The following is a 22,205-nucleotide window of genomic DNA, read 5'->3' as shown; positions in this document are numbered from 1 at the left end:
AAAGTGTTTTTGACGAGTTATTAAATGCAAAAGAAGAAGTCTTTTGCATTTACCTTTTAAATAGACTAGATAGTACGTTTAGCAGTCTATAATTGTAATTTTTTGGTACAATTATATTGAAAGGTGAAAGGAGCTTCTAACATGTGGCTAATTTCGGCAATTTGGCCTGTTATACTAGTCGGCGGAATTGTAGTATTTGTAATAAAAAGATTGGAACATAAATATAAGCACGGCAAATTGGGTAAGAAAAAATCAAATGAGGCTCAAATTTTATTAGACAGTTTAATACCAATGGCAATGCTTTTAGGGTGTTTGATCGGTATTATTGTCGGCATATTTTCTCCTGATTCTTTACTACTTTCAATTAGTTTAGGATCCGGAATAGGCTATTTATTTGGATTTTTCGCCTATGAATTTTATAGCAAGACAGCAAAAAATTTTTGTTAAGCCACAAGGAATAAGCGGGACAGTACATAGTGATCATATAAAATATGTAACTGTCCTTTATTTTTGCATCAATGTTATCAATTTTTCTTCCACATCCTATACACCTTTTTTATTGATGTTTCTCTCCTCTTTCTTTCGCATATCCGCTTTTTTGTTCTTCTCGGCTCTATAACCAAAGTAAAGTAGCGCACATGTAGTAATAGAACCTACAATGTATCCTAAAAAGCCTCCTAACCAAAACATAAAAATTGCCCCCAATCCATTATAAATTTTATGTAGTAGACATCTGTAAACCGCTCTCGGTACCTCGGTTTTTTATTACAGATTGGAAAATCCCCTTAACCATTCCATCCATGAACATTCTGTCTTCTCTATTTTGATTATTATCTATAAAGTTATTTATACCACTAATTCTTCCATTATCTCAAATAACAACTTTATTATAAAGTTTGCACTCACATTACATATATGTAGCATCACTGTTTCTTTTTTCATCTCGCCCTTACAACTGGAGTTTACTTCTATAACTTAAAAACAAAAAACCCCCTCAAAGCATAAACTTCAAGGGGTGAGCCTGTTTTTTATTTACTTATATACGTACAGCTGTACCACTTACAGCAACCATTAACATTCCATCACGAACAACTTCGTAATCTACGTCAACACCAACGATAGCGTTCGCACCTTTTTGTTTTGCAAGTTCTTTCATTTCATCCATTGCGATATCACGAGCTTCTTTTAGCTTGCTTTCATACGAACCAGCACGACCACCGACAACATCACGAACAGAAGCGAATAAATCGCGGACAATATTTGCACCCATAATAGCTTCACCATTTACAATATCGATATACTCAATAATTTCTTTACCTTGAATTCCAGACGTTGTTGTTACAATCATGACTGACACTCTCCTATAAATTATAATTTTTGATTAGCTTTCTTATATCTTTATTATGACATGGAAAAAGTAACTAATCTATTGAATTACCTTACAGGAGTGTGACAATTTTGTAATAATAAAACGCGCTTTATGTTTCATTTTAATAAAGCGCTTTAATATTGGGATACATAAACGATTCTCTATTTTCTTTCCAATCCTTTTCTACTTCTTTAAAAGTTGGTCGCCCTAATTCTTTATTATTTTCATGTTTACTAAACCATTTTTTCACATACTGATCTCCATTTTTATTTTGAACTGTACAAAGGAAACTATTACTACTATCCTTTAATATTTTTACAATCACGAATAGACACCTCTTCCCTGCTCAATATCATAATAGGACTTGATCTTTTACTATAAGCCCTTCCTCTCTTATAGTCATACGACTCCTCGGTCGCGCCAAAGTTGTAAGATCAAAAAACGATATTCATTATGTTTAAATATGTGACGTACATATTATTTAAAGAAATCAGAGTTATACGCATTGTGCTTATCGAATATTTTATAGATTTCTAACTTATCATCTAATTTTGCATCTACTAAAATTAATATATTGCCATCGTAAATGTATTCTTCATACTTTTTAGCATGTTCTTCTGGAATTCCTAATCCTATAAATGCTCCTATTAAACTTCCAGCTCCTCCGCCAATACCGGCTCCTCCAATAGCTGCTGCGATTGGTCCTGCTGCTACGATTGGACCCATTCCAGAAACGGCAAGTATACCAAGACCTGTTAATAAACCACCGAGTCCGCCTGCTACTCCTCCAGCTACGAGCCCTGTCGCTGAAAAGATATCTGCTTTATGTGCAGTTTCGCTATTCACTTTTTCACCCGATTTTTCTTCCAGATGTTCAATTTCCTTTTGATCCTTTGCAATAGCTGAAATGTTATTTGCTGAGTATCCTTTATCATTTAATTCATTAATAACGAGTGCCGCATCATCAATTGTTCTAAAAACACCTACTATTTTTCTATCTACATTCATAACTATTAACCTCCTAAAGTTTTATATAATGTATCTTTATTTTTCTTCATTTCTGTATACACTAATCTTCTTATTAACATAACCATTTACGAAAAAAGCGAATAGTAAAAGCACTACAAGTGAACTACTTAACAAGTAAATTAAATCAAATGTAATATTAATCATCATTTCATTCATATATACCAGGCTCCTTTTTATTTAAAGTAAAAGTATATTTTGATAGACTAATCTACTAAACATAGACATCTTACAATTCATCTTCAGTTAATCTCTTTGTAGTATATGTATACCCTTCCTAACCTTTTCTAAACGTAAAAAAAATATAATTATATTTTTCTTATTTATATGTTTAACATTTTTTAAAACGGGTATGTTTATATTGTTATGCTTACTATATGGAAAGGAATATTACGATGAATGTCATTCAATCTACTACTATTTCTTATAATGAAACACCTACAATAACGCAGATTCATCATTTTTATGCTTTAATGACAACATTTCAAACGAATGTATTTATAGGTAAACATGGAGCACTTACTTCTATTAAAAACTTAAGCACATTAGTATCCTTTTTCCTTACTGTCAAAAAGAAAGAACTTGTATTATTTATCTTTGAAGGAATAGATGCAAAAAAAGCTTTAAGAACACTTTTTCCTGCTTAAAAGTTTTATGATCCCCCTATTCCCTCGATTGTTACTTTTCATATATAGTTTTATATTTCAACATGATTTCCTCTATGAAAAACGAACCCCCTAATACAATAGGGGGATTTCTAGTTTGGCCTTACGAAAACTGATATAATATATATTACGTTTTCATTCTTTACGATTGAAAACTTTTAATAATCTTGAAGGTAGGAATTTTTGATGAAATCGAAAGCAAAATTTAGTATTCGTTACAAAATTATGGCTGGTTATTTAGTTATCATTTTGTTCTTACTTATTTCTTTCATTATGCTAAACAATGAGATTTCCAGTTTACAAAAATCTCGTAATTTTATTATTGAGCACGATTTTAAAGTTCTTAATTTAACGAATCAAGTGGAGAAAGATTTACTCACAATTGAAAATAAAACGAAAGGATTTATCACTTCTAATGATGCAAATTACGTTCAATCCCTTAACGCTGCGGAAAAGGATTACGAAAAACATTATCAAGATCTTTTCTCATTATTAGAGGATAACCCATCTCAGCAAGAAAAATTAAACCAGATTAACGAAAACATTACTAGTTGGATTAATAAAGAGATTCACCCACTCATTACAAATAATAATAGTAATAATGTACAAACAATCGACACGACTCAAATTCAGTCCTTACAGTCACAGGTAACTAACTTCCGTAGCACTGAGGAGCAATTAACGAAAAAAAGAGCAGCACAATTAGATACTGAAAATAATAAATTAGAGATTTGGTTATACAGTTTATTGTTCTTACTTTCTTGTATTTCTATTATCATTTCACTCTATATTTCGAATTCCATTACAAAAACGATTAAAAATGTAATTCAAGCTATTAAATCCATTTCTTCTAAAGAAAAAATTACGGAAAGAATTCATGTAAACACACGTGATGAAATAAAAGATCTAGCTCACACAACGAACCACTTACTAGACGAAATATCGAAAAGAGAGTGGTTGCAAACCGAGCTTGCAGAATTAATTTTAATGTATCAAGGTGTATCTTCTATTGAGATGTTAGGTAACAAAATTCTTAGTGGGGTTATACAAAAAACGCAAACTTCTTGCGGTGCATTTTATGTTCGTGAAGAAATTGAAGACACTGTCTACTATGTGAAGAAAGCTTCTTTCGCTGGTCAAGGTCCTGATGTTGGAAAACAGTCTATTAAAATGGGTGAAGGTTTCATTGGACAGTCTGCTTTAGAAAAGAAAAGTTTTATTCTCAGGGATATACCTGAAGAATTCCGTTACGTTACTACTGGATTATTAGAAATACGCCCTAAAAACCTACTAGTCATCCCTATCTTATTTGAGGATGAAGTAATTGCAGTAATGGAGTTAGTAAGTGTAACTGAGATTTCAGACTTGCATCAAGATTTAATTCAACAAACTGTTGATAATTTAGGTTTGACAATCCATAGTATTATGGGACGTATGCGAATTCAAACTCTTTTACATGAATCACAAGCAATGACAGAAGAGCTGCAAGTTCAATCAGAAGAATTACAAACGCAAGCTGAAGAACTACAAATGCAAGCCGAAGAATTACGAACAACGAATGAACAACTAGAGTCTAGAACGGAAGAGGCGGAGCAAAAGACAGCTGACTTACAAATTACTAAATCAGAATTAGAAGAAAAAGCAAGTGAGTTATTACGTAGCTCAAAATACAAATCTGAATTTCTAGCAAATATGTCACATGAATTACGCACACCGTTAAATAGTATTTTACTATTATCTGAAATGTTAAAAGAAAATCATGATAATCATTTATCCGACGATGAAATTGAATTAGCAACCGTCATTCATTCATCAGGGAAAGATTTACTTACTTTAATTAATGACATACTAGATTTATCGAAAGTAGAAGCTGGGAAACTAGATGTAATTTTTGAAGCAACAAATATAAATGACATGGCAGCAAGTATGCATCAAAACTTTTTACATATAGCTGCACAAAAAAATGTCGAATTTACGATTGAAGATAGTGATACAATTCCTGATTTATTTTATACAGATGCAAAACGGATTGAACAAATTATTAAAAACTTATTATCCAATGCATTTAAATTCACGGAAACAGGATCCGTTTCTTTACATTTCGATTCAATAGAAACAACTAATTTAAGTCCTGATATGCAATCTATCAGTAATGATTGGATGAAAATTTCGGTAAAAGATACTGGTATTGGTATCGCTAAAGAACAGCATCAACTTATTTTTGAAGCCTTTCAACAGGCAGATGGCGCAACGATTCGGAAATATGGTGGTACAGGCTTAGGATTATCTATTTGTAAAGAATTTGCTAGATTGTTAGGTGGTTGGATTACGTTAGAGAGTCATGTAGGAGAAGGCAGTACTTTCACTGTATATATTCCTAACCTTCCAAATGGATTACATGATATACAGTTATCCAATTTAGAAGTTGCAGCAACGATAGAAGATGTTATTCCTGCTGAAGTTGCGGAAGAGACTATCGTGACTCCAGAAACAAATAACGTCTTCCAAGAGAAAACTATTTTAATTGTCGATGATGATCACCGAAATATATTTGCATTACAAAATGCATTAAAAAAACAACATGCCAACATTATTACTGCACAAAATGGTATAGAGTGTTTAGACATACTAAAAAACAATACAAATATTGACCTTATTTTAATGGATATTATGATGCCGAATATGGACGGTTATGAAACGATGGAACATATCCGAATGAACTTAGGGTTACATGAAATACCTATTATCGCATTAACTGCGAAAGCAATGCCAAATGATAAAGAGAAATGTTTATCTGCTGGTGCTTCAGATTATATAAGTAAACCATTAAATTTACATCAACTTTATTCGGTAATGAGTGTATGGTTAATAAAATAAGTGAGGTTTAGTTTAAGTGGAAAATAAGTATTATAATTTTGATCCATCTGTAGATATGGATCAGCGTACGAACTTAGAAATTGAATTACTATTAGAAGCGGTATTTAAACTATCTGGCTTCGATTTCCGCCAATATGCTCGTACATCTATTTATAGAAGAATTTGTAATCGAATGCAGATCTCTAATATCCCAACCATTTCAAAGTTAATTGAAAAAGTAATTCATGAGGAAGGGTTTTTAGAACAGTTATTAAATGATTTCTCCATTAATGTAACTGAAATGTTCCGTAACCCTAACTTTTTTAAAGCGCTAAGAGAGCATGTCATTCCTGAATTAAAAAAGTATCCTGAAATTAGAATTTGGCACGCTGGATGCGCAACTGGTGAAGAAGTATTATCCATGTCCATCTTACTTCACGAAGAAGGATTAAGTGAAAAAGCTGTTATTTACGCAACAGATATGAATACAAATGTGTTAGAAAAAGCAAAACAAGCTATCCTTCCGTTAAATAAAATGCAAACTTATACGAAAAATTATTTACAAGCTGGCGGTACACAAGCATTTTCTAACTATTATTCAACAGATAATCGCTTTGCTTATTTTAATCCGTCACTTTTACAAAACATTATTTTTGCGCAGCATAATTTAGTAACTGATCAATCTTTTAACGAATTTCATATTATACTTTGCCGTAACGTTTTAATTTACTTTACGAGTAAACTTCAAAACCAAGTACAACAACTATTTTATGAAAGCTTAGGTCACAATGGATTCCTATGTTTAGGAAATAAAGAAACTCTACGTTTTTCCGATATAATGCCGCATTATATCCAATTTAATCCGAACGAACAAATCTATCAAAAAATACAATAAAAGCGTATGAAATCCTCTGTTTGGATTTCATACGCTTTTTATTTCGCATTTGTTTGTATCATAATTAGACACATATCATCTGATTGCGCTTTCTTTTGTTCTTCCTTGTAAAACCCTTCAATCTCTTCTTCTAAATCTCCCCATTTTCTTTCTGTAAAAGTACGTAATTTCTCTTCAGCCTCAAATTCATCATTTGCAATTGCTTCAAGAACACCATCTGTAAACAATAATATTTGAGCGTTCTTCTCAAAAGGTATAACTGTCTTTTTAACTTTTATTTCATCAAAAAATCCTACCGCACAACTCCCGCGATCTAGTTCAACTACATTTGTTTCATCAACTAAAACATATCCAGAAGGATGCCCTGCATTTACATATTCAACTGTTCTATCTTCTGTATTAACAACTAAGTATATAGCCGTAAAATAATAGGGAATATTATCATTTTCATTATGTAAAAGAGTCATATATTTATTTAATTCTTTAATAACGAGTTCTGGATCAATTAAACATTTAATTGTTTCACGTAATACAGACGAAATAAACATACAAACTAATGAAGCAGATACACCATGTCCCATCACATCTAATAATATAATACCGTAGCGATTTTCATCGATTTTATACCAATAATACATATCTCCAGCTAGTTTAAATGAAGGTAAGTAACTTGCTTCAATTTTTATATGATCTTCTCTTAATGGGCTACTTAATAAGTTTCTTTGTACTTGCGTAGCTAAATCTAATTCATTCCGAAGATTTTCTTCTTGTTCTTTATGCCAATTTAATTCCGATTTCAAGCGTAACGCTACACGCATACGTGCTAATAGTTCAACTTTATTTATAGGTTTGGTAATATAATCCATTGCCCCCATATCAAGCGCTTCGGCCAATTTATTTGCATCCTCTAAAGCTGTAACAAAAATAATAGGAATATCTTTAAACTTCTCCTCTTTTTGTAATCGCCTACAAACTTCAAGTCCATCAATTTCAGGCATCATAATATCTAATAGTATTAAATCAATTTCATTATGCCTGGAAGAATCTTTTCCAAACTGTATGTATTCGAAGAGCTCTTGTGCAGAATTGAGCGATACAAGATCATGATATCCGGCTTGTTTTAAAATCTTCTCAATTACAAATATGTTAACCGGATTATCATCAACAATTAAAATGGACACAAGTTATTTCCCCTTTTCTTATTTAAAATGTAAATCTATTATCATTTTCTATTTTTCTAGTATTACATACTCAGTTACAAAATGAAAATTTCCTACTCATATATATTTTTTATACAACAAAAGAACAAACCCCTAGAAATAGGAATTTGTTCTTTCACTCTATAAATTTCTACTTTTAATTTAACACCATTGCTTTATCATTTAAAAGACGATCTAATTCTTCCATATGATTTGTTTCATCTGCAATCATATCTTCTAGCTTTACAACTAATTCTGTCATATTTAATTTCGCTGCCTGTTCTTTTCTCGTTTCATAACGCTTAATTGTTTCATATTCTGATTGTCTAGCGGATTCTAACATTTCTCTAACATCTTCTACTTGTTTCACTGGTAAAGGGATCGTAGTAGGTGTACCACCTAACGTCTTAATTTTCTCTGCTAAATATAGGGCATGTCCTTGTTCATCACTAATTTCAGATTCAAAGAAAGGTTTTAACACTTGTCTATATATACCAGAAACTGTAGCTGCATTATGGTTATACATAATAATTGCTGAGTATTCTCCTGCTAAATCTTCATTCAATCCTTCGATTAGTTCTTTCACATCGTGTGACATTTTTATATCTCCTCCTATACTTAATAACTACCCCTTTTCTCATGTTTTAAACATAATGATTTTAAATTTTTATGTATCTAAAAATGCTGCTTGCTTCAATTTACTTATCGCTTGTCTTTTAATACGAGAAACGTGCATTTGTGAAATACCTAACCGTTCCCCTGTATCTTTTTGATTTAAATTTTCTCCAAATATATAATGAATAACACTCTTTTCTGTCTCATTTAATACGTTAAAAATATCCTTTAAAACGAGACGCCTTTCTGTCTCTTCATATCCTTGCTCTACTTCACCTACAGATTCAATCCTCGCTACCGAACTGCCATCAGATGAATTTTCAACTACATCATCTAAGGAAGATACGCGATAATTATTTTTCGCATCCATAATTTCTAGCACTTCCTCTTCGGATAGTCCTAAATGATCTGCAATCTCTATAATCTTGGGTGAACGCTGCAAACGATCTGTTAGCTCCTCTATCGCAAGTTTAATCTTCCCGCCTAAATCTTTAATTCGCCTTGGAACGTGAATACCCCAAGTTTTATCACGTAAATATTTCTTTATTTCGCCTACTATTGTAGGTATTGCAAACGGCTCAAAAGCATTCCCTATCGAATAATCATACCTTCTTATTGCACCTAAGAGCCCTAACATTCCTACTTGTATAATATCTTCATGCATCGGCCCACCTTTTGAATAGCGATATGCAATGGAATATACGAGATTTTTATAGTGATTAACCAATCTTTCCTGTGCTTCATCACATTGGTTTTGTTGGAAGTCTGCAATTAGTTTAATAACGTCTTCTTTAGTAAGATTTGTAGGTTGAGATTGGATTTCCATCATTCTCCACCTGCTCTCTTTGTATATATTTTGTCATTAAAACTGTCATGCCCTCATCATGCATAATTTGTATATCATCCATTAACGTATTGATTAAATATAAACCTAAACCATTTTCTGGCAAATACTCTACTGGTTTATTAATATCATACGGACCAACTTTACTTTTTAAGCTATTAAAATCAAAGCTAACTCCATTATCCGCGGCCATAATTTCTAATCGATCTTCATATAGGCCAAAGACAATTGTAATTTCTCCAACGTCTTCTTTATATGCATGTTGTACAATGTTTGTACATGCTTCACTAATAGCAATTTTCATATCTTCTATATCGTCATAAGCAAAACCCATTCGATTCGCAACACCAGCCATTGTTAAACGAATAATAGCCACATATTCTGCTTTTGCAGGAATTTTCATTTCTATCTTTTCAAATCTCTCCATCATCCCTAGTCACCTTCTTTCTACTTTTTCAAAATCGGAATTCAAATTTAATATTTCTGTTAGCCCTGTAATATCAAATAATCTTTTTAGCCTTTTAGACACACCAGTAAACTCTAGCTTCCCATCATTTCTCTTAACTGCTTTTAATAAAGCTATAAAAACTCCTAAGCCTGTACTATCCATATAATCTACGTTATGAAAATCTACTACAATATGAACCTCTTTTTCACTTGCAATAGGCATGATCTTATTTTTCAAATCTGATGCTGTATATGCATCAATTTCACCATTAAGTTGTACCGTATAACCTACATCATTTTGCAAAATATTTATTTCCAAATTCATCATTTCCGCCCCCTTATCTCAAACTACTACTATTTAATTACCCTTAAAAATTAGTTTTAAACATATTTTTTCATTTTAATTATAAATAAATTTTCTACACCTTTCTCAGCTTAATACTAAAAAAATACTACCAAATGTTTAAACTTTATAAATTTGTGTATGTATAATGTATAAACATTATTTTTAGGGGGGATCTATCTATGGAAGAGCACAACTTTAAAAAGGGAGATTTCGTTCAATTTTCTTATCGACACGATCATGCTACAAAATTAGTTGGTTCCATTATTAACATACTAACGAATACAATTGTAGTTGATATAGGTAATAACGAGGACTTATCTCATATAGAGCCACGGCAGGTCGTAAGAATAAATAGTTGTAAAAAAGTAACGATGGCTTAATACATAATAGAAAGTGTAATTTTAATGAGTGGGGGGTTCTTCATCCTCCACTCATTTCTATGTAGATTACATTAAAAAAGCATCCAAATTAGTTTAATTGGATGCTTTTTTATGTATATTTATCAGTTTATTCACTTTATAGTTATATATAATAAACTCAAGATTACTATTCATTACCATACTTACGCTTTCCGTAGCATTCTAGAAAAGAATGTAACGATTAAAATAAAGACGATTGCACCTAATAACGCCGGAAGAATAAAGATGCCTCCCCATTCAGGACCCCAATGACCAAATAACGCACTACCTACCCAAGATCCGATTAATCCGGCAATCACGTTACCAACTATACCTAACGGAAAGTCTTTTCCTGTAATCATTCCAGCTAACGCACCAATAAGTCCACCTACAATACACGTAATAATAAGTCCCACAATTAAACCTCCTATATTCGTTTTATATTGGATTCATCAAGCTTTAGTATGTAACCAAAGCTTGATGAACATATATTATTCTTTATTATCCAATTCATCGCTTATCTTTTGTTTCACTTTTCCGACTTTTTCTTTTATCGTTCCCTTCGTTTTTTCCCACTTCCCTTCATTTTTCAACTCTCTATCTTCTGTAACTTCACCAATTCCTTCTTTTACTTGTCCTTTTTTCTTTTCAACTTTACCTGTAATTTGTTCTTTTAGTCCGTTCTCACTCATATTTACAATCTCCTTTTCGTAATAGATTTATAGATTTATAGGATACAAATTTAAATAGAATACATGCATCTTCTTTCTTGTAACCATTCACCGACTCTTTCTAAATCTTTAACGAATAACAAGATTTTTCCTTCATCCAGCTTTTCTTCATAAAAGTTAGCTTCTTCCTCATTAAGTCCTAACTCTTGCATCTTATTTCTTAACTGATCTCCCGTTTTATGAAAGACATTAATAATACTTGTCCCAAGTCCCTCCTCTTTTATTCCAATCGTGTTCACGTCTGCATTATCTGCGATTCTATCTGTCCTCTCTTTCTCATGTGTTAACACGTAAATATCTTTTTGGTCTATTCCTTTCTTCACTAGATCATTCGCCGCATTCATGACCTCTTTCTCCGTAATAAATTCATATACAAAAGGTTTACTATACTTCGTTTCCATCTTTAACTTCCTCCTTTAAAATGAATTATTTGTTATATTATATGTAGTACACCTATTTTCGAAATGTTAAACATAAAATATGAAAAAAGTTATGTGAATTTTAATTTTAATAGAAAATGAACAACATCATTTACCACTTTAAAACATCTTCTTCTTACAATAACCACCTAAAATAAAAGAAAATTGTTATAATTAAACTTAAGGAGGGATACTATGAAAAAAACCATATCTATATGCGCTCTAACCGCTCTATCTTTCACTTTAATAGGTTGTACAAGCACCTCGGCTACAGATAAAGCTTCACAAGTTAAGCAAGAACGCACTCAACATACCTTTCAATTAAACTCCGCAAATATTTCAGATATTGAAATACTAAAAACAACAAATCATACTACTTCCAAATCTCAAACAGATAACGAAGAAATGATAAAATCTATCGTTTCAGCAGTTCAAAATGGAACACCTAAAACAATCACTTTAGATCAAAAAAAGAGAGAATCTGCACATTCTACTATTACCGTTACATATAAAGATGACTCAAAAGAAGAATTTCTTGTGTGGGTTGATAATAAGGAACAAATTACAATCACTAAAGATGAGAAGAAAGATAAGGTAGAAGGTGTGATAATGAATATTAAAGATGCTAAAATGATGAAGGATTTCTTTTAATAATGTAAAAAGGATCTCCTTTAAGGGGATTCTTTCTCTCTTCATACAGCCTATCGAGTTCTGCTCCTTATCATCCAAAGCAGAAATATTAATGATATATTATGAAGACGTTTATTTACGCTTTAGTTATATACCTATTGTTCCTATTGCAGAAAAGTACAACAAGCTGGACAACCTAGATTTCAAACTGTAAGATTAGATGTTGGTGAAATCGGGCAGCAAAGCATATATAGAAAATAGGTGTTAATTTTGAAAATCAATAAAAAATTCGAACCATTAATTTTTAATATCTTTATGATTTTAGGTATATCTAGTATTATCTCTTTCGTCATGGTTTCAATGAATGTTGGATATACAGCTTTATTTCTCAAATCATGGATGAAAACATGGGGAATTGCTTTCGTACTTGCATTTTTAGCTTCTAAATTACTACCCTTTGTAGTGAAAAGGATAATGAAAATATTCACTTTTGTTGAGAATGATGCTTAAAAATAAAGTGATGTACTGCGTAGGTTCATTCCAATTAAAAGCGTTTATTATCACAAAAACTTAACTTAGTAAAATGTTTCAAATCGAAGGAAGACACCTTAAAGGTTGTCTTTTCTTTATAAGTAAAAAAAGCCCGCCTATTTCCGTAGGCAGACTTTATCTTTATTACACAATACGAAAGTATACTCTCTTTTTCACTGAAATTTCATGTAATTATACATATTCATGAAAATAGAAGAAGTAAAATATACATTGTGGGCATGTTCCATACCCATCAGGCTCAGATTTTAACATGTGCAAAAATAAAAATCCCCTAAATAGCTATATAGAGATGAAGTTGTTATTACAACATATTTTCCACTTTCAACTTAGTTATTATTAGAATGCTTTTCTACAAAATCAAGGATCCTAGCATTAACTGCGTTAGAGAACTCACCATTGATTGCGTGAGATGCATTTTCTCTTAGACCTTCTAAATTAGGTACCCACATTGGAGTAGATGCACCACGTCCAGGGAGTAAGAGTATTGGTTCCTTATGTTTGTTTTCCTCTTTAGTAAAATAATAAGCACAAATTGTGCCATATTTCTTTTCTATATCTTTCGTATCGTTAGGTTTTGGAAGAAGTGCCATTGATTCATCGTAGGCACTTTGAAAATCTTCCTTTCCTTTTTCAAATGTAAAGTGACCAATCTTATTATCATCCCTCTTCATTTACTTACTCTATTGCTTCAATTTGGGATCCTAATTGATGTATATCTTAAATCATTCGAATCTTACCTTTATATATAAAATAAGCTTCCCATTAAGCCTCCATGTGCTATGTTGTTTACAGTATTTTTATCTTTTGAAATACCTCGTATTAATGTTCCAGAATACTCATTATTAAAAATATAAGTTGCATAATTGATTTCAGTATCTAAATATGACACCTTATCATCTTCAACATACGGCATTAAAATTTTTGGGGATTCTACCCTTTCTTGAACAAGGTATTTTCTATTTGATTGAAAAATATTTGCTAGCTGTAATTCCCATGCATTTTGATTCATTCCTTTTCCTATAACAACACCATCTCCCCCATATCCTCTTAGGGGTTTAAGGACAAAGGTATCTTTTTTATTTATAAGCAAATTATGCAGTAAATAATCTTCACCTTCATAATTAACTAATTTATCTTTTTCAAGAAATCTAGACCAAGGAATACATCTATTTATAACTTGTTTTTCTTCCTCATTAAACATATATTGATATTCTAAATCGGATAAATAAGCAAAATTACCCTTATTGCTATATAAATCCGTATGAATACCATTGGTGATTATTAGATTATCTAAACGACATAATTCTAAAATTCTCTTAATCTCCCCTTTATCGCCTTTGATATCATCTAATAAAAAAAGTCGAAATAAAATATCAATTTTCTCGCCTTGAGTAAATAAATTTCCTTCTCTAATTTCTATATTTTCTTGGTGACATATCACGGCTTTTAACCCTTCAGCTATAAATAATTGCTTCATTTCCTCATGAGCATATATATATTGCATCATGTCAGGGTACCAATCCATTATCCCAATTGTCACTTGTTTTTTATTTAGTTTATTTTTATTTATTATATCTTTAAATACTTTTACTATTTCTTTGTTTGGATCTTTAAATTTCCAATTATCAGAATCAAAAAAACCCTCTTTTAATATCATGTTGTTCAAATTGCCAATTTCAGTACCACCAACACTACTTTCAACATTAAACTCTATAATTTTATAGCCACTGTTTTCTAAAATCATATCACTTCTTGCTAACATACCATCATTATTATGAAGTGTTGTTTCTATCAACTCTCTTTCTTCTACGCTGTACCCTAATTTATCAAATAATTGAGCGTTGTCTTCCTTGGACAAACGTTGATTAAGCGATACAATTAAATCCAAAATTGTTTTACAATCTACATTTATCTTTTCTAATTCCTCTTTCTTTTGGACAATTGGAACTGAAAAAATAGGTGTTTGTGTATTAAAATAAAAAAGTCTTTTTTCTATAATCTCTGAAAAAATTTTATTATGATATTTTATAGCATTTTCTTCGTTTTCCTTGAAATATGAAGTTAAATCTTCAGCTATTTTTATCATTTTAGTACCAACCTACCTTTTGCTAAGTTAATACTATATTCAATGATTTCCTTGCATATTTCTCTACCCTCTTCAACAGATAAAGGATACCATCCTGGACAATTGTTTACTTCAAACACATAAAATTGATTATTGTACTCAATAATATCTACTCCAGATAAGGATAGACCAATAGCATTAGAAGCTTTTAAAGCTATTTCTTTTAATAATGTATAATCTTTTACAACTTCAATATTTGCTCCCATTGCCACATTTGCTTTCCATGTTTTTTCATTAGGAATTCTTCTAAATGCATAAAATACTTCATTCCCCATTGTAGTAACTCGTATATCCCCATCAGGATGAGGAATATATTGTTGTACTAAAAGGTTTTTGTACTTTGATAATAAATTTTCTACAATAGGTAAATAACTCTCAAAATCTTCATTAATTCTTTCTACATCAGTCCCACCATAACCAAATGACGGCTTTATAACTATATTTTTATATGTCAGCCATAAATTTTTTATCTCTTCTACTGAATGAACTAGAAAAGTATCTGGAACATTCACACCACATTTAGTTAATAGTTTTTGGGTAATCATTTTACTTTCCGACATATAGTAATTATCGAAATTCTCATTTATACAATCTGTATACTCCTGAATGCTTTTCAATAATTCTAAATCCTGTTGATAGTATTCTGGCCTAATTTGCGCTCTTGATATAATAGTGTCAAATTCTTTTAAATCTACATTAAACACTGTTAATTTAAAATCATTATTTATTACAGTCATTTTGACATCCTGTAGACTAAATAATAAACTATCATAACCCAATTCCTTTGCTATTTCATCTAGTTGTTTTGATTCGTATTCTTCATGATCCCAACCCATAATTCCAATTTTCATTTGTTATCCCTCCTAATATTATTTTTTTAGCATTCCTATAATCTAAACTATTTTAATAAAATCGATGTGTTACCTCTGTAAAAGAATAAATCAATACAGACGAAGTAATTACTAATGATATAACCATTATTTTCAACAAAAGAATATTTTCACAATAATAACTTTCTATCAAACACTTACCTTTGATTATAATCTCTGAATAAAATCCTACTTGTTAAGGCTTTCGAATAGATGAAGTGCCTTATCTTCTATTTTTTTTGCATTTATATCCCCTTTACCCACAACCATATATTCAATAGTTTCAGTTCTTGCAAAATCCTCAGTTAAAATAATTACGCCCTCTTGATACTCCTTCGTTACCAATAAATTATCCTGCTGTAATAAATCCAATAATTTTGCAAGGCTTTTCCCAGCTTTAATTTTATTTCTGGTAAGGATTTTGTAATCTTTAGCGTAATTTTCCCCGTATAATTTTTGAGCTAAATAATGAATATGACTGCATCCACCATTTCTACCATTAATTTCACTAATCATTAGCTTCCCATCATCTGTTAATAATCCATCAATATTAATATTACCTTCATATCCACGTTCACGAGCAACATTTGCCAATGCAGTAGAACTTGAAATAAATTCTGCTAATGTATATGGGTCCATGTTTGAAGTAGGAATTTCAAAACCATTCCATACTGGTTCCATTCTCATATCTCCAAAATTTAACAACAAAGGTCGTAAATTTTGTCTTGAAACGGCAAGTTCTGAATAGTAAACTCCCACCGTTTCATAATATACTTCTATTACTAATGCTGTGTTGCGAAATCCTATTAGTTTACTCCATAAATAAGAAACGGTCTCTTCTATAGGTATATTTGGATCGTAATAAATTGTTTCAAAGGCACCTTTAGATTCTTTTTTATCAATGTTTTTCGTTAAAACTATATTTCCATCTCCCCCTGCATTTACATCTTGCTTTACAATTACAGAACCTGTTTTTGTTATTAGGGCTAGAATGGCCTTTTGAAGCTCATTTTTAGAATAACAATTCATCCCTTCTGCTACAGGAATATTGTGGGAAGCTGCAATTCTTCTAAACTCTACTTTACTATTTAGTACTTCAGACCCACCTTGTAATAGAAATTCAACTGTATGTGGATAAACGTTTGTATTCATATGTTGTGCAAATTGTGCAACTGCACGGTCAAAATAATATGGTAAAATCCCTATGGAATCATTACTTCCTGCTAATCCCCTTACTTTTTCATATAATCTCTCATCTGTTAATATATCAAATGTTAGTAATTTTGTTTTCTCCTCCTCAGAATCAGGTGGAGATAATATACTAATCTTGTCCGGATTAATCCTTAGAAGTTTACACATATATTCTTGAAATTCTCTTGAAATAGAATAAGGAAGTAAAAGAATATCACCCTCTTCCACAAACCAACTTAATCTATTTGCGACTATAGACGCACTTGCTAACATGTATGGAGTGTGATTTTTTGTTTCACCCACTAAGGATTCTCCATCTACGTTACCAATAATAATTTTCCGACTAGCTTTTTTTTGATGTTCTAGATTATTATCTTTTTTCATTAATATTTCCACTTATTAAACCCCCGTTTCTTTTTCCATGTTTAAGGAAATGACATTTTGTTTCGTATTTAGCCTACTAATTAACCAACAAGTAAAACATGTAATGCCACAATAAATAATCCATGGATAAATAGAATTCATTTCCATAAGCCACATTCCAATATAATTTCCGATTAGGGTTCCTCCTGCAAAAGAAATTTCAAACAATCCAAAATACCCTCCAGTATTGTTTCCTTGACTATAGTCTGCAACTGCCATATCTGAACTTGGTAAGATTAATGTTTCTCCCAATGTAAATACAACTATAATTAATACTAGCCACACTAAGGATTGAGTTAGTGGGATTAATATAAAACTAGCAGCACAAATTAACATCCCTATTTTTATTAAGTTTAGTGCTTCATGTTTTTCAAAATATTTTCGTAAGAAAAACATGAATATTAGACCCGTTATTCCATTTGCAATAAATATAAAACTAATATACTTTTCACTTTGGGTAATATTAAACACATGTATCGGGATCGATATTGTTAATTGTGCAAACATCGCCCAAAATAACATCATTGCAGAAATATATTTTAAATATGCTTTATTACCTATAATTTCTTTTATACTTTTTAATACATTAGTAGTTGTAGTCTGTGTTATGAAATGTTTATTAAACATAAATAATGTAACAAAAATACAAACTAATACTAAACCACTAATTATAAATGGTGTAGTAGCATCTATTCCGAGTAATAGGGCAGCAAATAACGGACCTAAAACAGCACCTGCATTTAATGCTTGATTTAAATAGGTAAAAATTCTTTTTCTATTTTTTGAATCTTGTGTAGCAAAAATTGATGTAACAGAAGGATCATAAAAAGCCCCTCCTATCCCAGTTAATGCAGATGCAAATACAAGCCCCCAAAAATCTGTAAATAGTCCATAGCCAATAAACCCAAATGCTCTAATCGCTATGCCAATAAACAAGGTGAGTCGATGACTAATTCTATCCCCTAATAGACCTGTTACAATAGGAAGTGCTCTACCACAAATCAGATTCGCTGAAATAATAGTACCAACTTCTATTGGCGTGAATTTAAGATTAATTGATAGATAAACTACTAAAAAAGGACTCACCATGAAAGTACCAGCATTCATTAGGAATGCTGATACAATCAAAATTTTTATATGGAGAGGAAGTTTTTCTTTATGTTCCCTCATTTGACCAATTCTTTCTGTGCTAAATTCTTTAGGAATTTTTCCTTATCAATAATAAAACGAGTATGATATCCCTCTACTACCTTATCGTGAAAATCATAACCTACAACTTTAAAAATCAGCTTTTTTCCACTTACTTCTACAAGCTCACTTTCAATATTTATAGTATGCCCCATTGGAGTAGCAGCTAAATGTTTCATCTCATGCGCATATCCTACTGTCATTTGGTTTGTGCTTAATTCGCTTTGTTCAATTGTTTTCATGCAGCTTAATTCAGTCAGCCATAATAATACTGGCGTCGCTAATACCGGTACATCATTCCTCCAATTGGTAGCAAGTTCATTTTCTGATATCTCATGGGTAAACTTACTTTTTAAACCCGCAATTAATTCCATACAACTGCCTCCCGATTTTGATATATTTTTTGCATTTGATTAAACATATTAACTCTTTGAATATCACTAGTTCCCCCTGCTATTCTAGTTCCTGCAGAATCTTGGAATAGTTTAGATATTTGACCTACCATATACCCACTATGACCATGTATTTGCATTACATGTTGTGCTGTCTGGAAAAGAGACTCAGTTCCAATATATTTAGCCATTGAACACATTAAAGACGCCTCGTCATCATTTTTTATTAATTTTTCTAAAGCAGAATAAGTAATTAATTTTGTAGTTTCTATGTTCATTTTTATATCTGTTAGCTTCTGTTGTATATATTGATGATTTGCAATTGGAGTTTTAAACGCTACCCTGTCGTTAGAATATTCCAAACTTTTAAACATCAATCCTTCCATAAATGCAGCAGCAACCAGTCCATATAAAAGTCGATCCAAAGAAATCATATTATATAAAGTTTGTAAGCCATCCCCTGGGTGACCTAATATAGATTTATTCGTGATACTCACGTTATTTAAATAAATATCACCTGTTGGACTTGTCCGATTTCCGAACATATCTTCTTTTTCACCAAAACTTAAACCTTCCAGGTCTTTTTCTAGGATAAATAAAGTAATATCTTGTTTCCCCAATTCTGGAATTCTTCCAACTAGAACAACAATATCCGCGATTGGTGCATTTGTTATATGCGATTTTTTACCATTAAGAATAATTTGGTTTGCATCATATTCACCAGCTGTACGGATTCGTGCTACATCGGATCCACCTGTTGATTCTGTAATAGCAGTTGCACCAATCTTACCGTTCATCAACTCATTTAAATAATAATGTTTTTGTTCTTCTGTTCCATGTAAAAGAAGAACTCGTAAGCAACCAATATGAGCAATTATAGATAATAAAAACCCTAAATCTGTAGAGCGTGATGCTAACCCTTCAAGGGCTGCCGAAAATTCCCACCAAGACATTCCTAATCCTCCATACTCTTCTGGTACGGGAATTTTCCAGATTCCTTCTTTAGTAATTTGATTCCATGTTTCAAAATCAAACGATCTGTTCTGATAACATTCTGCTGCGTTTTCATTTAATGTTGTGCTAAACTGGGTATATTTTGTCTTCATTGCTTGCTGAACACTATTCCAATTAAATTCCATTAAAATTCCTCTTCTCTATTTATAATTTATTATTTTAAAATACAGAATATTAATTCCGTATCATACTATAATTCTTTTTTTATGCTAAATAAAACATTATGTTAATCATAATAATGTTCAGTACCTAAATGTAAATCTACTACTGCAGCAAGTGACTGTAGTTGCGGACTAGCTTCTGAACGGTGGACAATTCCACTATCGTAAAAAGTCTTGTAAAGTCCAGTTTGGAACGAAATGATGGGAATGTTCATATTCATACAGCTATAAATTTCTATATAGTAATTTATAACTGTATCGGACTCAATAACAACAATATATTCATTGTTTTTTTCAAATTCTATAATGGCATATTTGTTACCCCTTATCCGTACATACTCTTCTATACGTTCCCCAATTGAATAAACCATCTCCTGTAACATTTTTTCCCTCCAATGCTTTTAATTTTAGTGAAACCACACATTAATTACTTTAACTATTAAATTCCACAAAATTTTCCTCTTATACATGTGTACCTGGATAAATAATTCAATGAAATACAGGATAAGTGAATCATCTGTAGTCCCATTATGTACCGAGATTATTAGTAAGAATTTAATGTTTTTCTCTAAAATAATACAATGTATGATTTCAAATACATCATATAATTATTTCAAAATAACTTTTAAAAAACTAACTATCCACTATTATAGTTAAAAAAAGATATTGATAGCCTAGTTAATTAGGTTAACGACATCCCAATCACTATCTAGTTTTCAATTTAGCCTTTTGGGTTTGCTATATTAAAATTTTTACCACAAATGTAAATTTATTTAAACAAGTTTTTTTAGGATACTATCGTTTTTCAAAAATTTTCTGAATATAAAGAAAAATATTAGAATCCTATCATATATCATGTTCTGTATCTAAAAAACTACTTTAATTTTAGTATTAGCATAGAGGTATTATTAAGAAATTTTTAAAAATAAAGTTCTCAAATTAAAAAATTGTGTACATATTTCATAAATTTTTCTCAATATTAAAAACGAAGTGATTTCCATATAATGAAAAATGTATATTTACGAATATATATATTTCGAATTAAATAAAGTTTATTGACTAACAAGATAAAGATAAAAAAGAATGCCCATATATCTATCAATGGACATTCTTACAAATTAAATACTCATAATTGAATTTTATTTTTTTTACGGTGCCGCTGAACTTTTGCAATGGTGCCACATGATCTACCTTTAGGTTCAGATGCATACATTCCACACCAACGTTTACTTGCATTGCGAGAATTATCATAAAAAACCCAACGACAGTCTGGACAGGCTTTAAGCCGTTTCCACTGATTTTTTGCAATACTTTCGATGATAATTATCAATATCTCACTAAAAAAGTCTTGTTTATTTTTAGGATTATATTGAATATTTTCAGGATTAACAATAGATATTTCTATAGGGTACTGAGTTAACCATTTATTTAAACTATTAGTTGTATTTAACTCTATTGATATTCGTAAATCCTTACGAAATTGATGCAGTATCTCTAAATCTCTAGAAAAATGAATATCTCCAAAATACTTAAAAATAAAATCCTCTACATCTTTTTTGGTATTCAAACGATCAGTTGGTTTACGAGTATCATTGGGAATTTCCCAAGTATTTAAGAAATCACGAATGATCTCTAATCTTCCTGGAGCTATTTGATTATTAATCAATACCACTCACCTCATAATTTTTAGGATTGACTTTATTATACAACTGTTGATAACATAATTGAAGCGGCGCACGAAAAACGCGAAAGCGTTTCACGATAAATGCGAAAACCGTACTTTGATACATGGCAGTGGTGGTTAAACACCCGGTTTTGCATAACTGAACGAAGTACAGTAACATAAACAT

At 31.1% G+C, this 22,205-nt stretch carries 28 protein-coding genes and 1 pseudogene; 7 read left to right on the top strand and 22 right to left on the bottom strand.

What is annotated here, in order from left to right; genetic code table 11:
- The first annotated feature begins 141 nt into the window (after nucleotides 1–141).
- A complete protein-coding gene (locus tag AC0OM3_RS11225) occupies nucleotides 142–447 on the top strand; it encodes a hypothetical protein (RefSeq protein ID WP_151522404.1) in 306 nt (101 codons plus the stop codon).
- A gap of 96 nt (nucleotides 448–543) precedes the next feature.
- On the opposite strand, the gene AC0OM3_RS11220 is transcribed toward AC0OM3_RS11225, so the two are convergent.
- From AC0OM3_RS11220 to AC0OM3_RS11200, 5 genes are all read right to left on the bottom strand, one after another.
- Entirely contained in the window at nucleotides 544–690 is a 147-nt protein-coding gene (locus AC0OM3_RS11220) for a hypothetical protein (protein WP_000498642.1), read from the bottom strand.
- A gap of 346 nt (nucleotides 691–1,036) precedes the next feature.
- The gene (locus AC0OM3_RS11215; RefSeq protein ID WP_000637511.1) at nucleotides 1,037–1,348 is read right to left on the bottom strand and encodes a YbjQ family protein; all 312 of its coding nucleotides are present in this window, start codon (nucleotides 1,346–1,348) and stop codon (nucleotides 1,037–1,039) included.
- 142 nt (nucleotides 1,349–1,490) lie between these two features.
- Nucleotides 1,491–1,694 carry a DUF4028 family protein gene (locus AC0OM3_RS11210; RefSeq protein ID WP_000635853.1) on the bottom strand — a complete coding sequence of 68 codons (204 nt, stop codon included), beginning with the start codon at nucleotides 1,692–1,694 and terminating at the stop codon, nucleotides 1,491–1,493.
- A gap of 152 nt (nucleotides 1,695–1,846) precedes the next feature.
- Entirely contained in the window at nucleotides 1,847–2,377 is a 531-nt protein-coding gene (locus AC0OM3_RS11205; RefSeq protein ID WP_001100093.1) for a general stress protein, read from the bottom strand.
- 36 nt (nucleotides 2,378–2,413) lie between these two features.
- Nucleotides 2,414–2,554 carry a hypothetical protein gene (locus AC0OM3_RS11200; protein WP_001004571.1) on the bottom strand — a complete coding sequence of 47 codons (141 nt, stop codon included), beginning with the start codon at nucleotides 2,552–2,554 and terminating at the stop codon, nucleotides 2,414–2,416.
- A 236-nt stretch (nucleotides 2,555–2,790) separates the two neighbouring features.
- Here AC0OM3_RS11200 and AC0OM3_RS11195 point away from each other — a divergent pair, with 236 nt between their 5' ends.
- From AC0OM3_RS11195 to AC0OM3_RS11185, 3 genes are all read left to right on the top strand, one after another.
- Nucleotides 2,791–3,042: a hypothetical protein gene (locus AC0OM3_RS11195; protein WP_001100943.1), complete on the top strand. Its 252-nt coding sequence runs from the start codon at nucleotides 2,791–2,793 to the stop codon at nucleotides 3,040–3,042.
- Nucleotides 3,043–3,246: 204 nt separating this feature from the next.
- Nucleotides 3,247–5,937, top strand: coding sequence for an ATP-binding protein (locus AC0OM3_RS11190; protein ID WP_474211811.1), 2,691 nt, complete (start codon nucleotides 3,247–3,249; stop codon nucleotides 5,935–5,937).
- A gap of 16 nt (nucleotides 5,938–5,953) precedes the next feature.
- Nucleotides 5,954–6,811 carry a CheR family methyltransferase gene (locus AC0OM3_RS11185; protein ID WP_474211809.1) on the top strand — a complete coding sequence of 286 codons (858 nt, stop codon included), beginning with the start codon at nucleotides 5,954–5,956 and terminating at the stop codon, nucleotides 6,809–6,811.
- Between the two features lie 38 nt (nucleotides 6,812–6,849).
- Here the strand turns inward: AC0OM3_RS11185 and AC0OM3_RS11180 are convergent, their stop codons facing one another.
- The 5 genes from AC0OM3_RS11180 to rsbV form a co-directional block, all read right to left on the bottom strand.
- Nucleotides 6,850–7,992, bottom strand: a complete 1,143-nt coding sequence (locus AC0OM3_RS11180) for a fused response regulator/phosphatase (RefSeq protein WP_000025519.1) — start codon at nucleotides 7,990–7,992, stop codon at nucleotides 6,850–6,852.
- Nucleotides 7,993–8,167: 175 nt separating this feature from the next.
- Nucleotides 8,168–8,608: a ferritin-like domain-containing protein gene (locus AC0OM3_RS11175; protein WP_000017755.1), complete on the bottom strand. Its 441-nt coding sequence runs from the start codon at nucleotides 8,606–8,608 to the stop codon at nucleotides 8,168–8,170.
- Between the two features lie 69 nt (nucleotides 8,609–8,677).
- Nucleotides 8,678–9,454, bottom strand: coding sequence for an RNA polymerase sigma factor SigB (sigB, locus tag AC0OM3_RS11170; RefSeq protein WP_016117354.1), 777 nt, complete (start codon nucleotides 9,452–9,454; stop codon nucleotides 8,678–8,680).
- Nucleotides 9,417–9,899 carry an anti-sigma B factor RsbW gene (gene rsbW / locus AC0OM3_RS11165; protein WP_002163876.1) on the bottom strand — a complete coding sequence of 161 codons (483 nt, stop codon included), beginning with the start codon at nucleotides 9,897–9,899 and terminating at the stop codon, nucleotides 9,417–9,419. Before rsbW ends, sigB begins: the two co-directional genes overlap by 38 nt.
- Nucleotides 9,900–9,905: 6 nt before the next feature.
- The gene (gene rsbV / locus AC0OM3_RS11160) at nucleotides 9,906–10,244 is read right to left on the bottom strand and encodes an anti sigma b factor antagonist RsbV (protein ID WP_003300267.1); all 339 of its coding nucleotides are present in this window, start codon (nucleotides 10,242–10,244) and stop codon (nucleotides 9,906–9,908) included.
- 197 nt (nucleotides 10,245–10,441) lie between these two features.
- Here rsbV and AC0OM3_RS11155 point away from each other — a divergent pair, with 197 nt between their 5' ends.
- Entirely contained in the window at nucleotides 10,442–10,642 is a 201-nt protein-coding gene (locus AC0OM3_RS11155; RefSeq protein WP_000390997.1) for a hypothetical protein, read from the top strand.
- Between the two features lie 182 nt (nucleotides 10,643–10,824).
- Here AC0OM3_RS11155 and AC0OM3_RS11150 read toward each other — a convergent pair whose 3' ends face one another.
- The 3 genes from AC0OM3_RS11150 to AC0OM3_RS11140 form a co-directional block, all read right to left on the bottom strand.
- Complete coding sequence (locus AC0OM3_RS11150) at nucleotides 10,825–11,076, bottom strand: GlsB/YeaQ/YmgE family stress response membrane protein (protein WP_000522902.1); 252 nt, start codon at nucleotides 11,074–11,076, stop codon at nucleotides 10,825–10,827.
- A gap of 75 nt (nucleotides 11,077–11,151) precedes the next feature.
- Nucleotides 11,152–11,352 (bottom strand): CsbD family protein, encoded by a 201-nt coding sequence (locus AC0OM3_RS11145; protein WP_001293464.1) that lies wholly within the window; start codon nucleotides 11,350–11,352, stop codon nucleotides 11,152–11,154.
- A gap of 50 nt (nucleotides 11,353–11,402) precedes the next feature.
- The gene (locus tag AC0OM3_RS11140) at nucleotides 11,403–11,792 is read right to left on the bottom strand and encodes a YflT domain-containing protein (protein ID WP_000448805.1); all 390 of its coding nucleotides are present in this window, start codon (nucleotides 11,790–11,792) and stop codon (nucleotides 11,403–11,405) included.
- A gap of 213 nt (nucleotides 11,793–12,005) precedes the next feature.
- On the opposite strand from AC0OM3_RS11140, the gene AC0OM3_RS11135 reads away from it, so the two are divergent.
- Together AC0OM3_RS11135 and AC0OM3_RS11130 are read left to right on the top strand one after the other, a co-directional pair.
- The gene (locus tag AC0OM3_RS11135; RefSeq protein WP_000751338.1) at nucleotides 12,006–12,461 is read left to right on the top strand and encodes a hypothetical protein; all 456 of its coding nucleotides are present in this window, start codon (nucleotides 12,006–12,008) and stop codon (nucleotides 12,459–12,461) included.
- A 249-nt stretch (nucleotides 12,462–12,710) separates the two neighbouring features.
- Complete coding sequence (locus AC0OM3_RS11130; protein ID WP_000700225.1) at nucleotides 12,711–12,950, top strand: DUF2798 domain-containing protein; 240 nt, start codon at nucleotides 12,711–12,713, stop codon at nucleotides 12,948–12,950.
- Nucleotides 12,951–13,408: 458 nt separating this feature from the next.
- On the opposite strand, the pseudogene AC0OM3_RS11125 reads toward AC0OM3_RS11130, so the two are convergent.
- From AC0OM3_RS11125 to AC0OM3_RS11085, 9 genes and pseudogenes are all read right to left on the bottom strand, one after another.
- Nucleotides 13,409–13,663: pseudogene (locus AC0OM3_RS11125) on the bottom strand (carboxylesterase); the annotation flags it as partial.
- Between the two features lie 68 nt (nucleotides 13,664–13,731).
- Nucleotides 13,732–15,078, bottom strand: a complete 1,347-nt coding sequence (locus AC0OM3_RS11120) for a hypothetical protein (protein ID WP_000589954.1) — start codon at nucleotides 15,076–15,078, stop codon at nucleotides 13,732–13,734.
- Nucleotides 15,075–15,968 carry an ATP-grasp domain-containing protein gene (locus AC0OM3_RS11115; protein ID WP_000689988.1) on the bottom strand — a complete coding sequence of 298 codons (894 nt, stop codon included), beginning with the start codon at nucleotides 15,966–15,968 and terminating at the stop codon, nucleotides 15,075–15,077. Before AC0OM3_RS11115 ends, AC0OM3_RS11120 begins: the two co-directional genes overlap by 4 nt.
- A 207-nt stretch (nucleotides 15,969–16,175) precedes the next feature.
- Entirely contained in the window at nucleotides 16,176–17,573 is a 1,398-nt protein-coding gene (locus tag AC0OM3_RS11110; RefSeq protein ID WP_000404416.1) for a preATP grasp domain-containing protein, read from the bottom strand.
- 3 nt (nucleotides 17,574–17,576) lie between these two features.
- Complete coding sequence (locus AC0OM3_RS11105; RefSeq protein WP_474211802.1) at nucleotides 17,577–18,728, bottom strand: MDR family MFS transporter; 1,152 nt, start codon at nucleotides 18,726–18,728, stop codon at nucleotides 17,577–17,579.
- A gap of 38 nt (nucleotides 18,729–18,766) precedes the next feature.
- Complete coding sequence (locus tag AC0OM3_RS11100) at nucleotides 18,767–19,162, bottom strand: thioesterase family protein (protein WP_000419007.1); 396 nt, start codon at nucleotides 19,160–19,162, stop codon at nucleotides 18,767–18,769.
- Nucleotides 19,153–20,319 carry an acyl-CoA dehydrogenase family protein gene (locus AC0OM3_RS11095; RefSeq protein WP_000395615.1) on the bottom strand — a complete coding sequence of 389 codons (1,167 nt, stop codon included), beginning with the start codon at nucleotides 20,317–20,319 and terminating at the stop codon, nucleotides 19,153–19,155. Before AC0OM3_RS11095 ends, AC0OM3_RS11100 begins: the two co-directional genes overlap by 10 nt.
- Before the next feature lie 101 nt (nucleotides 20,320–20,420).
- A complete protein-coding gene (locus tag AC0OM3_RS11090) occupies nucleotides 20,421–20,738 on the bottom strand; it encodes a hypothetical protein (RefSeq protein WP_474211800.1) in 318 nt (105 codons plus the stop codon).
- A 743-nt stretch (nucleotides 20,739–21,481) separates the two neighbouring features.
- Nucleotides 21,482–22,021 (bottom strand): CGNR zinc finger domain-containing protein, encoded by a 540-nt coding sequence (locus AC0OM3_RS11085; RefSeq protein ID WP_000609507.1) that lies wholly within the window; start codon nucleotides 22,019–22,021, stop codon nucleotides 21,482–21,484.
- Nucleotides 22,022–22,205 lie beyond the last annotated feature (184 nt).

It is taken from the genome of Bacillus sp. FAU20 (assembly GCF_056033865.1).
Note: the sequence above shows the minus strand (reverse complement) of the source record. Positions and strands in the feature narration are given on the sequence as shown.

What these genes read in the sequence shown, in the direction of transcription:
- AC0OM3_RS11225 (WP_151522404.1), top strand. Translation starts at nt 142, where the DNA reads ATGTGGCTAATTTCGGCAATTTGGCCTGTTATACTAGTCGGCGGAATT.
- AC0OM3_RS11220 (WP_000498642.1), bottom strand. Translation starts at nt 690, where the DNA reads ATGTTTTGGTTAGGAGGCTTTTTAGGATACATTGTAGGTTCTATTACT.
- AC0OM3_RS11215 (WP_000637511.1), bottom strand. Translation starts at nt 1,348, where the DNA reads ATGATTGTAACAACAACGTCTGGAATTCAAGGTAAAGAAATTATTGAG.
- AC0OM3_RS11205 (WP_001100093.1), bottom strand. Translation starts at nt 2,377, where the DNA reads ATGAATGTAGATAGAAAAATAGTAGGTGTTTTTAGAACAATTGATGAT.
- AC0OM3_RS11200 (WP_001004571.1), bottom strand. Translation starts at nt 2,554, where the DNA reads ATGAATGAAATGATGATTAATATTACATTTGATTTAATTTACTTGTTA.
- AC0OM3_RS11195 (WP_001100943.1), top strand. Translation starts at nt 2,791, where the DNA reads ATGAATGTCATTCAATCTACTACTATTTCTTATAATGAAACACCTACA.
- AC0OM3_RS11190 (WP_474211811.1), top strand. Translation starts at nt 3,247, where the DNA reads ATGAAATCGAAAGCAAAATTTAGTATTCGTTACAAAATTATGGCTGGT.
- AC0OM3_RS11175 (WP_000017755.1), bottom strand. Translation starts at nt 8,608, where the DNA reads ATGTCACACGATGTGAAAGAACTAATCGAAGGATTGAATGAAGATTTA.
- sigB (WP_016117354.1), bottom strand. Translation starts at nt 9,454, where the DNA reads ATGATGGAAATCCAATCTCAACCTACAAATCTTACTAAAGAAGACGTT.
- rsbW (WP_002163876.1), bottom strand. Translation starts at nt 9,899, where the DNA reads ATGATGGAGAGATTTGAAAAGATAGAAATGAAAATTCCTGCAAAAGCA.
- rsbV (WP_003300267.1), bottom strand. Translation starts at nt 10,244, where the DNA reads ATGATGAATTTGGAAATAAATATTTTGCAAAATGATGTAGGTTATACG.
- AC0OM3_RS11155 (WP_000390997.1), top strand. Translation starts at nt 10,442, where the DNA reads ATGGAAGAGCACAACTTTAAAAAGGGAGATTTCGTTCAATTTTCTTAT.
- AC0OM3_RS11145 (WP_001293464.1), bottom strand. Translation starts at nt 11,352, where the DNA reads ATGAGTGAGAACGGACTAAAAGAACAAATTACAGGTAAAGTTGAAAAG.
- AC0OM3_RS11140 (WP_000448805.1), bottom strand. Translation starts at nt 11,792, where the DNA reads ATGGAAACGAAGTATAGTAAACCTTTTGTATATGAATTTATTACGGAG.
- AC0OM3_RS11135 (WP_000751338.1), top strand. Translation starts at nt 12,006, where the DNA reads ATGAAAAAAACCATATCTATATGCGCTCTAACCGCTCTATCTTTCACT.
- AC0OM3_RS11120 (WP_000589954.1), bottom strand. Translation starts at nt 15,078, where the DNA reads ATGATAAAAATAGCTGAAGATTTAACTTCATATTTCAAGGAAAACGAA.
- AC0OM3_RS11115 (WP_000689988.1), bottom strand. Translation starts at nt 15,968, where the DNA reads ATGAAAATTGGAATTATGGGTTGGGATCATGAAGAATACGAATCAAAA.
- AC0OM3_RS11100 (WP_000419007.1), bottom strand. Translation starts at nt 19,162, where the DNA reads ATGGAATTAATTGCGGGTTTAAAAAGTAAGTTTACCCATGAGATATCA.
- AC0OM3_RS11095 (WP_000395615.1), bottom strand. Translation starts at nt 20,319, where the DNA reads ATGGAATTTAATTGGAATAGTGTTCAGCAAGCAATGAAGACAAAATAT.
- AC0OM3_RS11090 (WP_474211800.1), bottom strand. Translation starts at nt 20,738, where the DNA reads ATGTTACAGGAGATGGTTTATTCAATTGGGGAACGTATAGAAGAGTAT.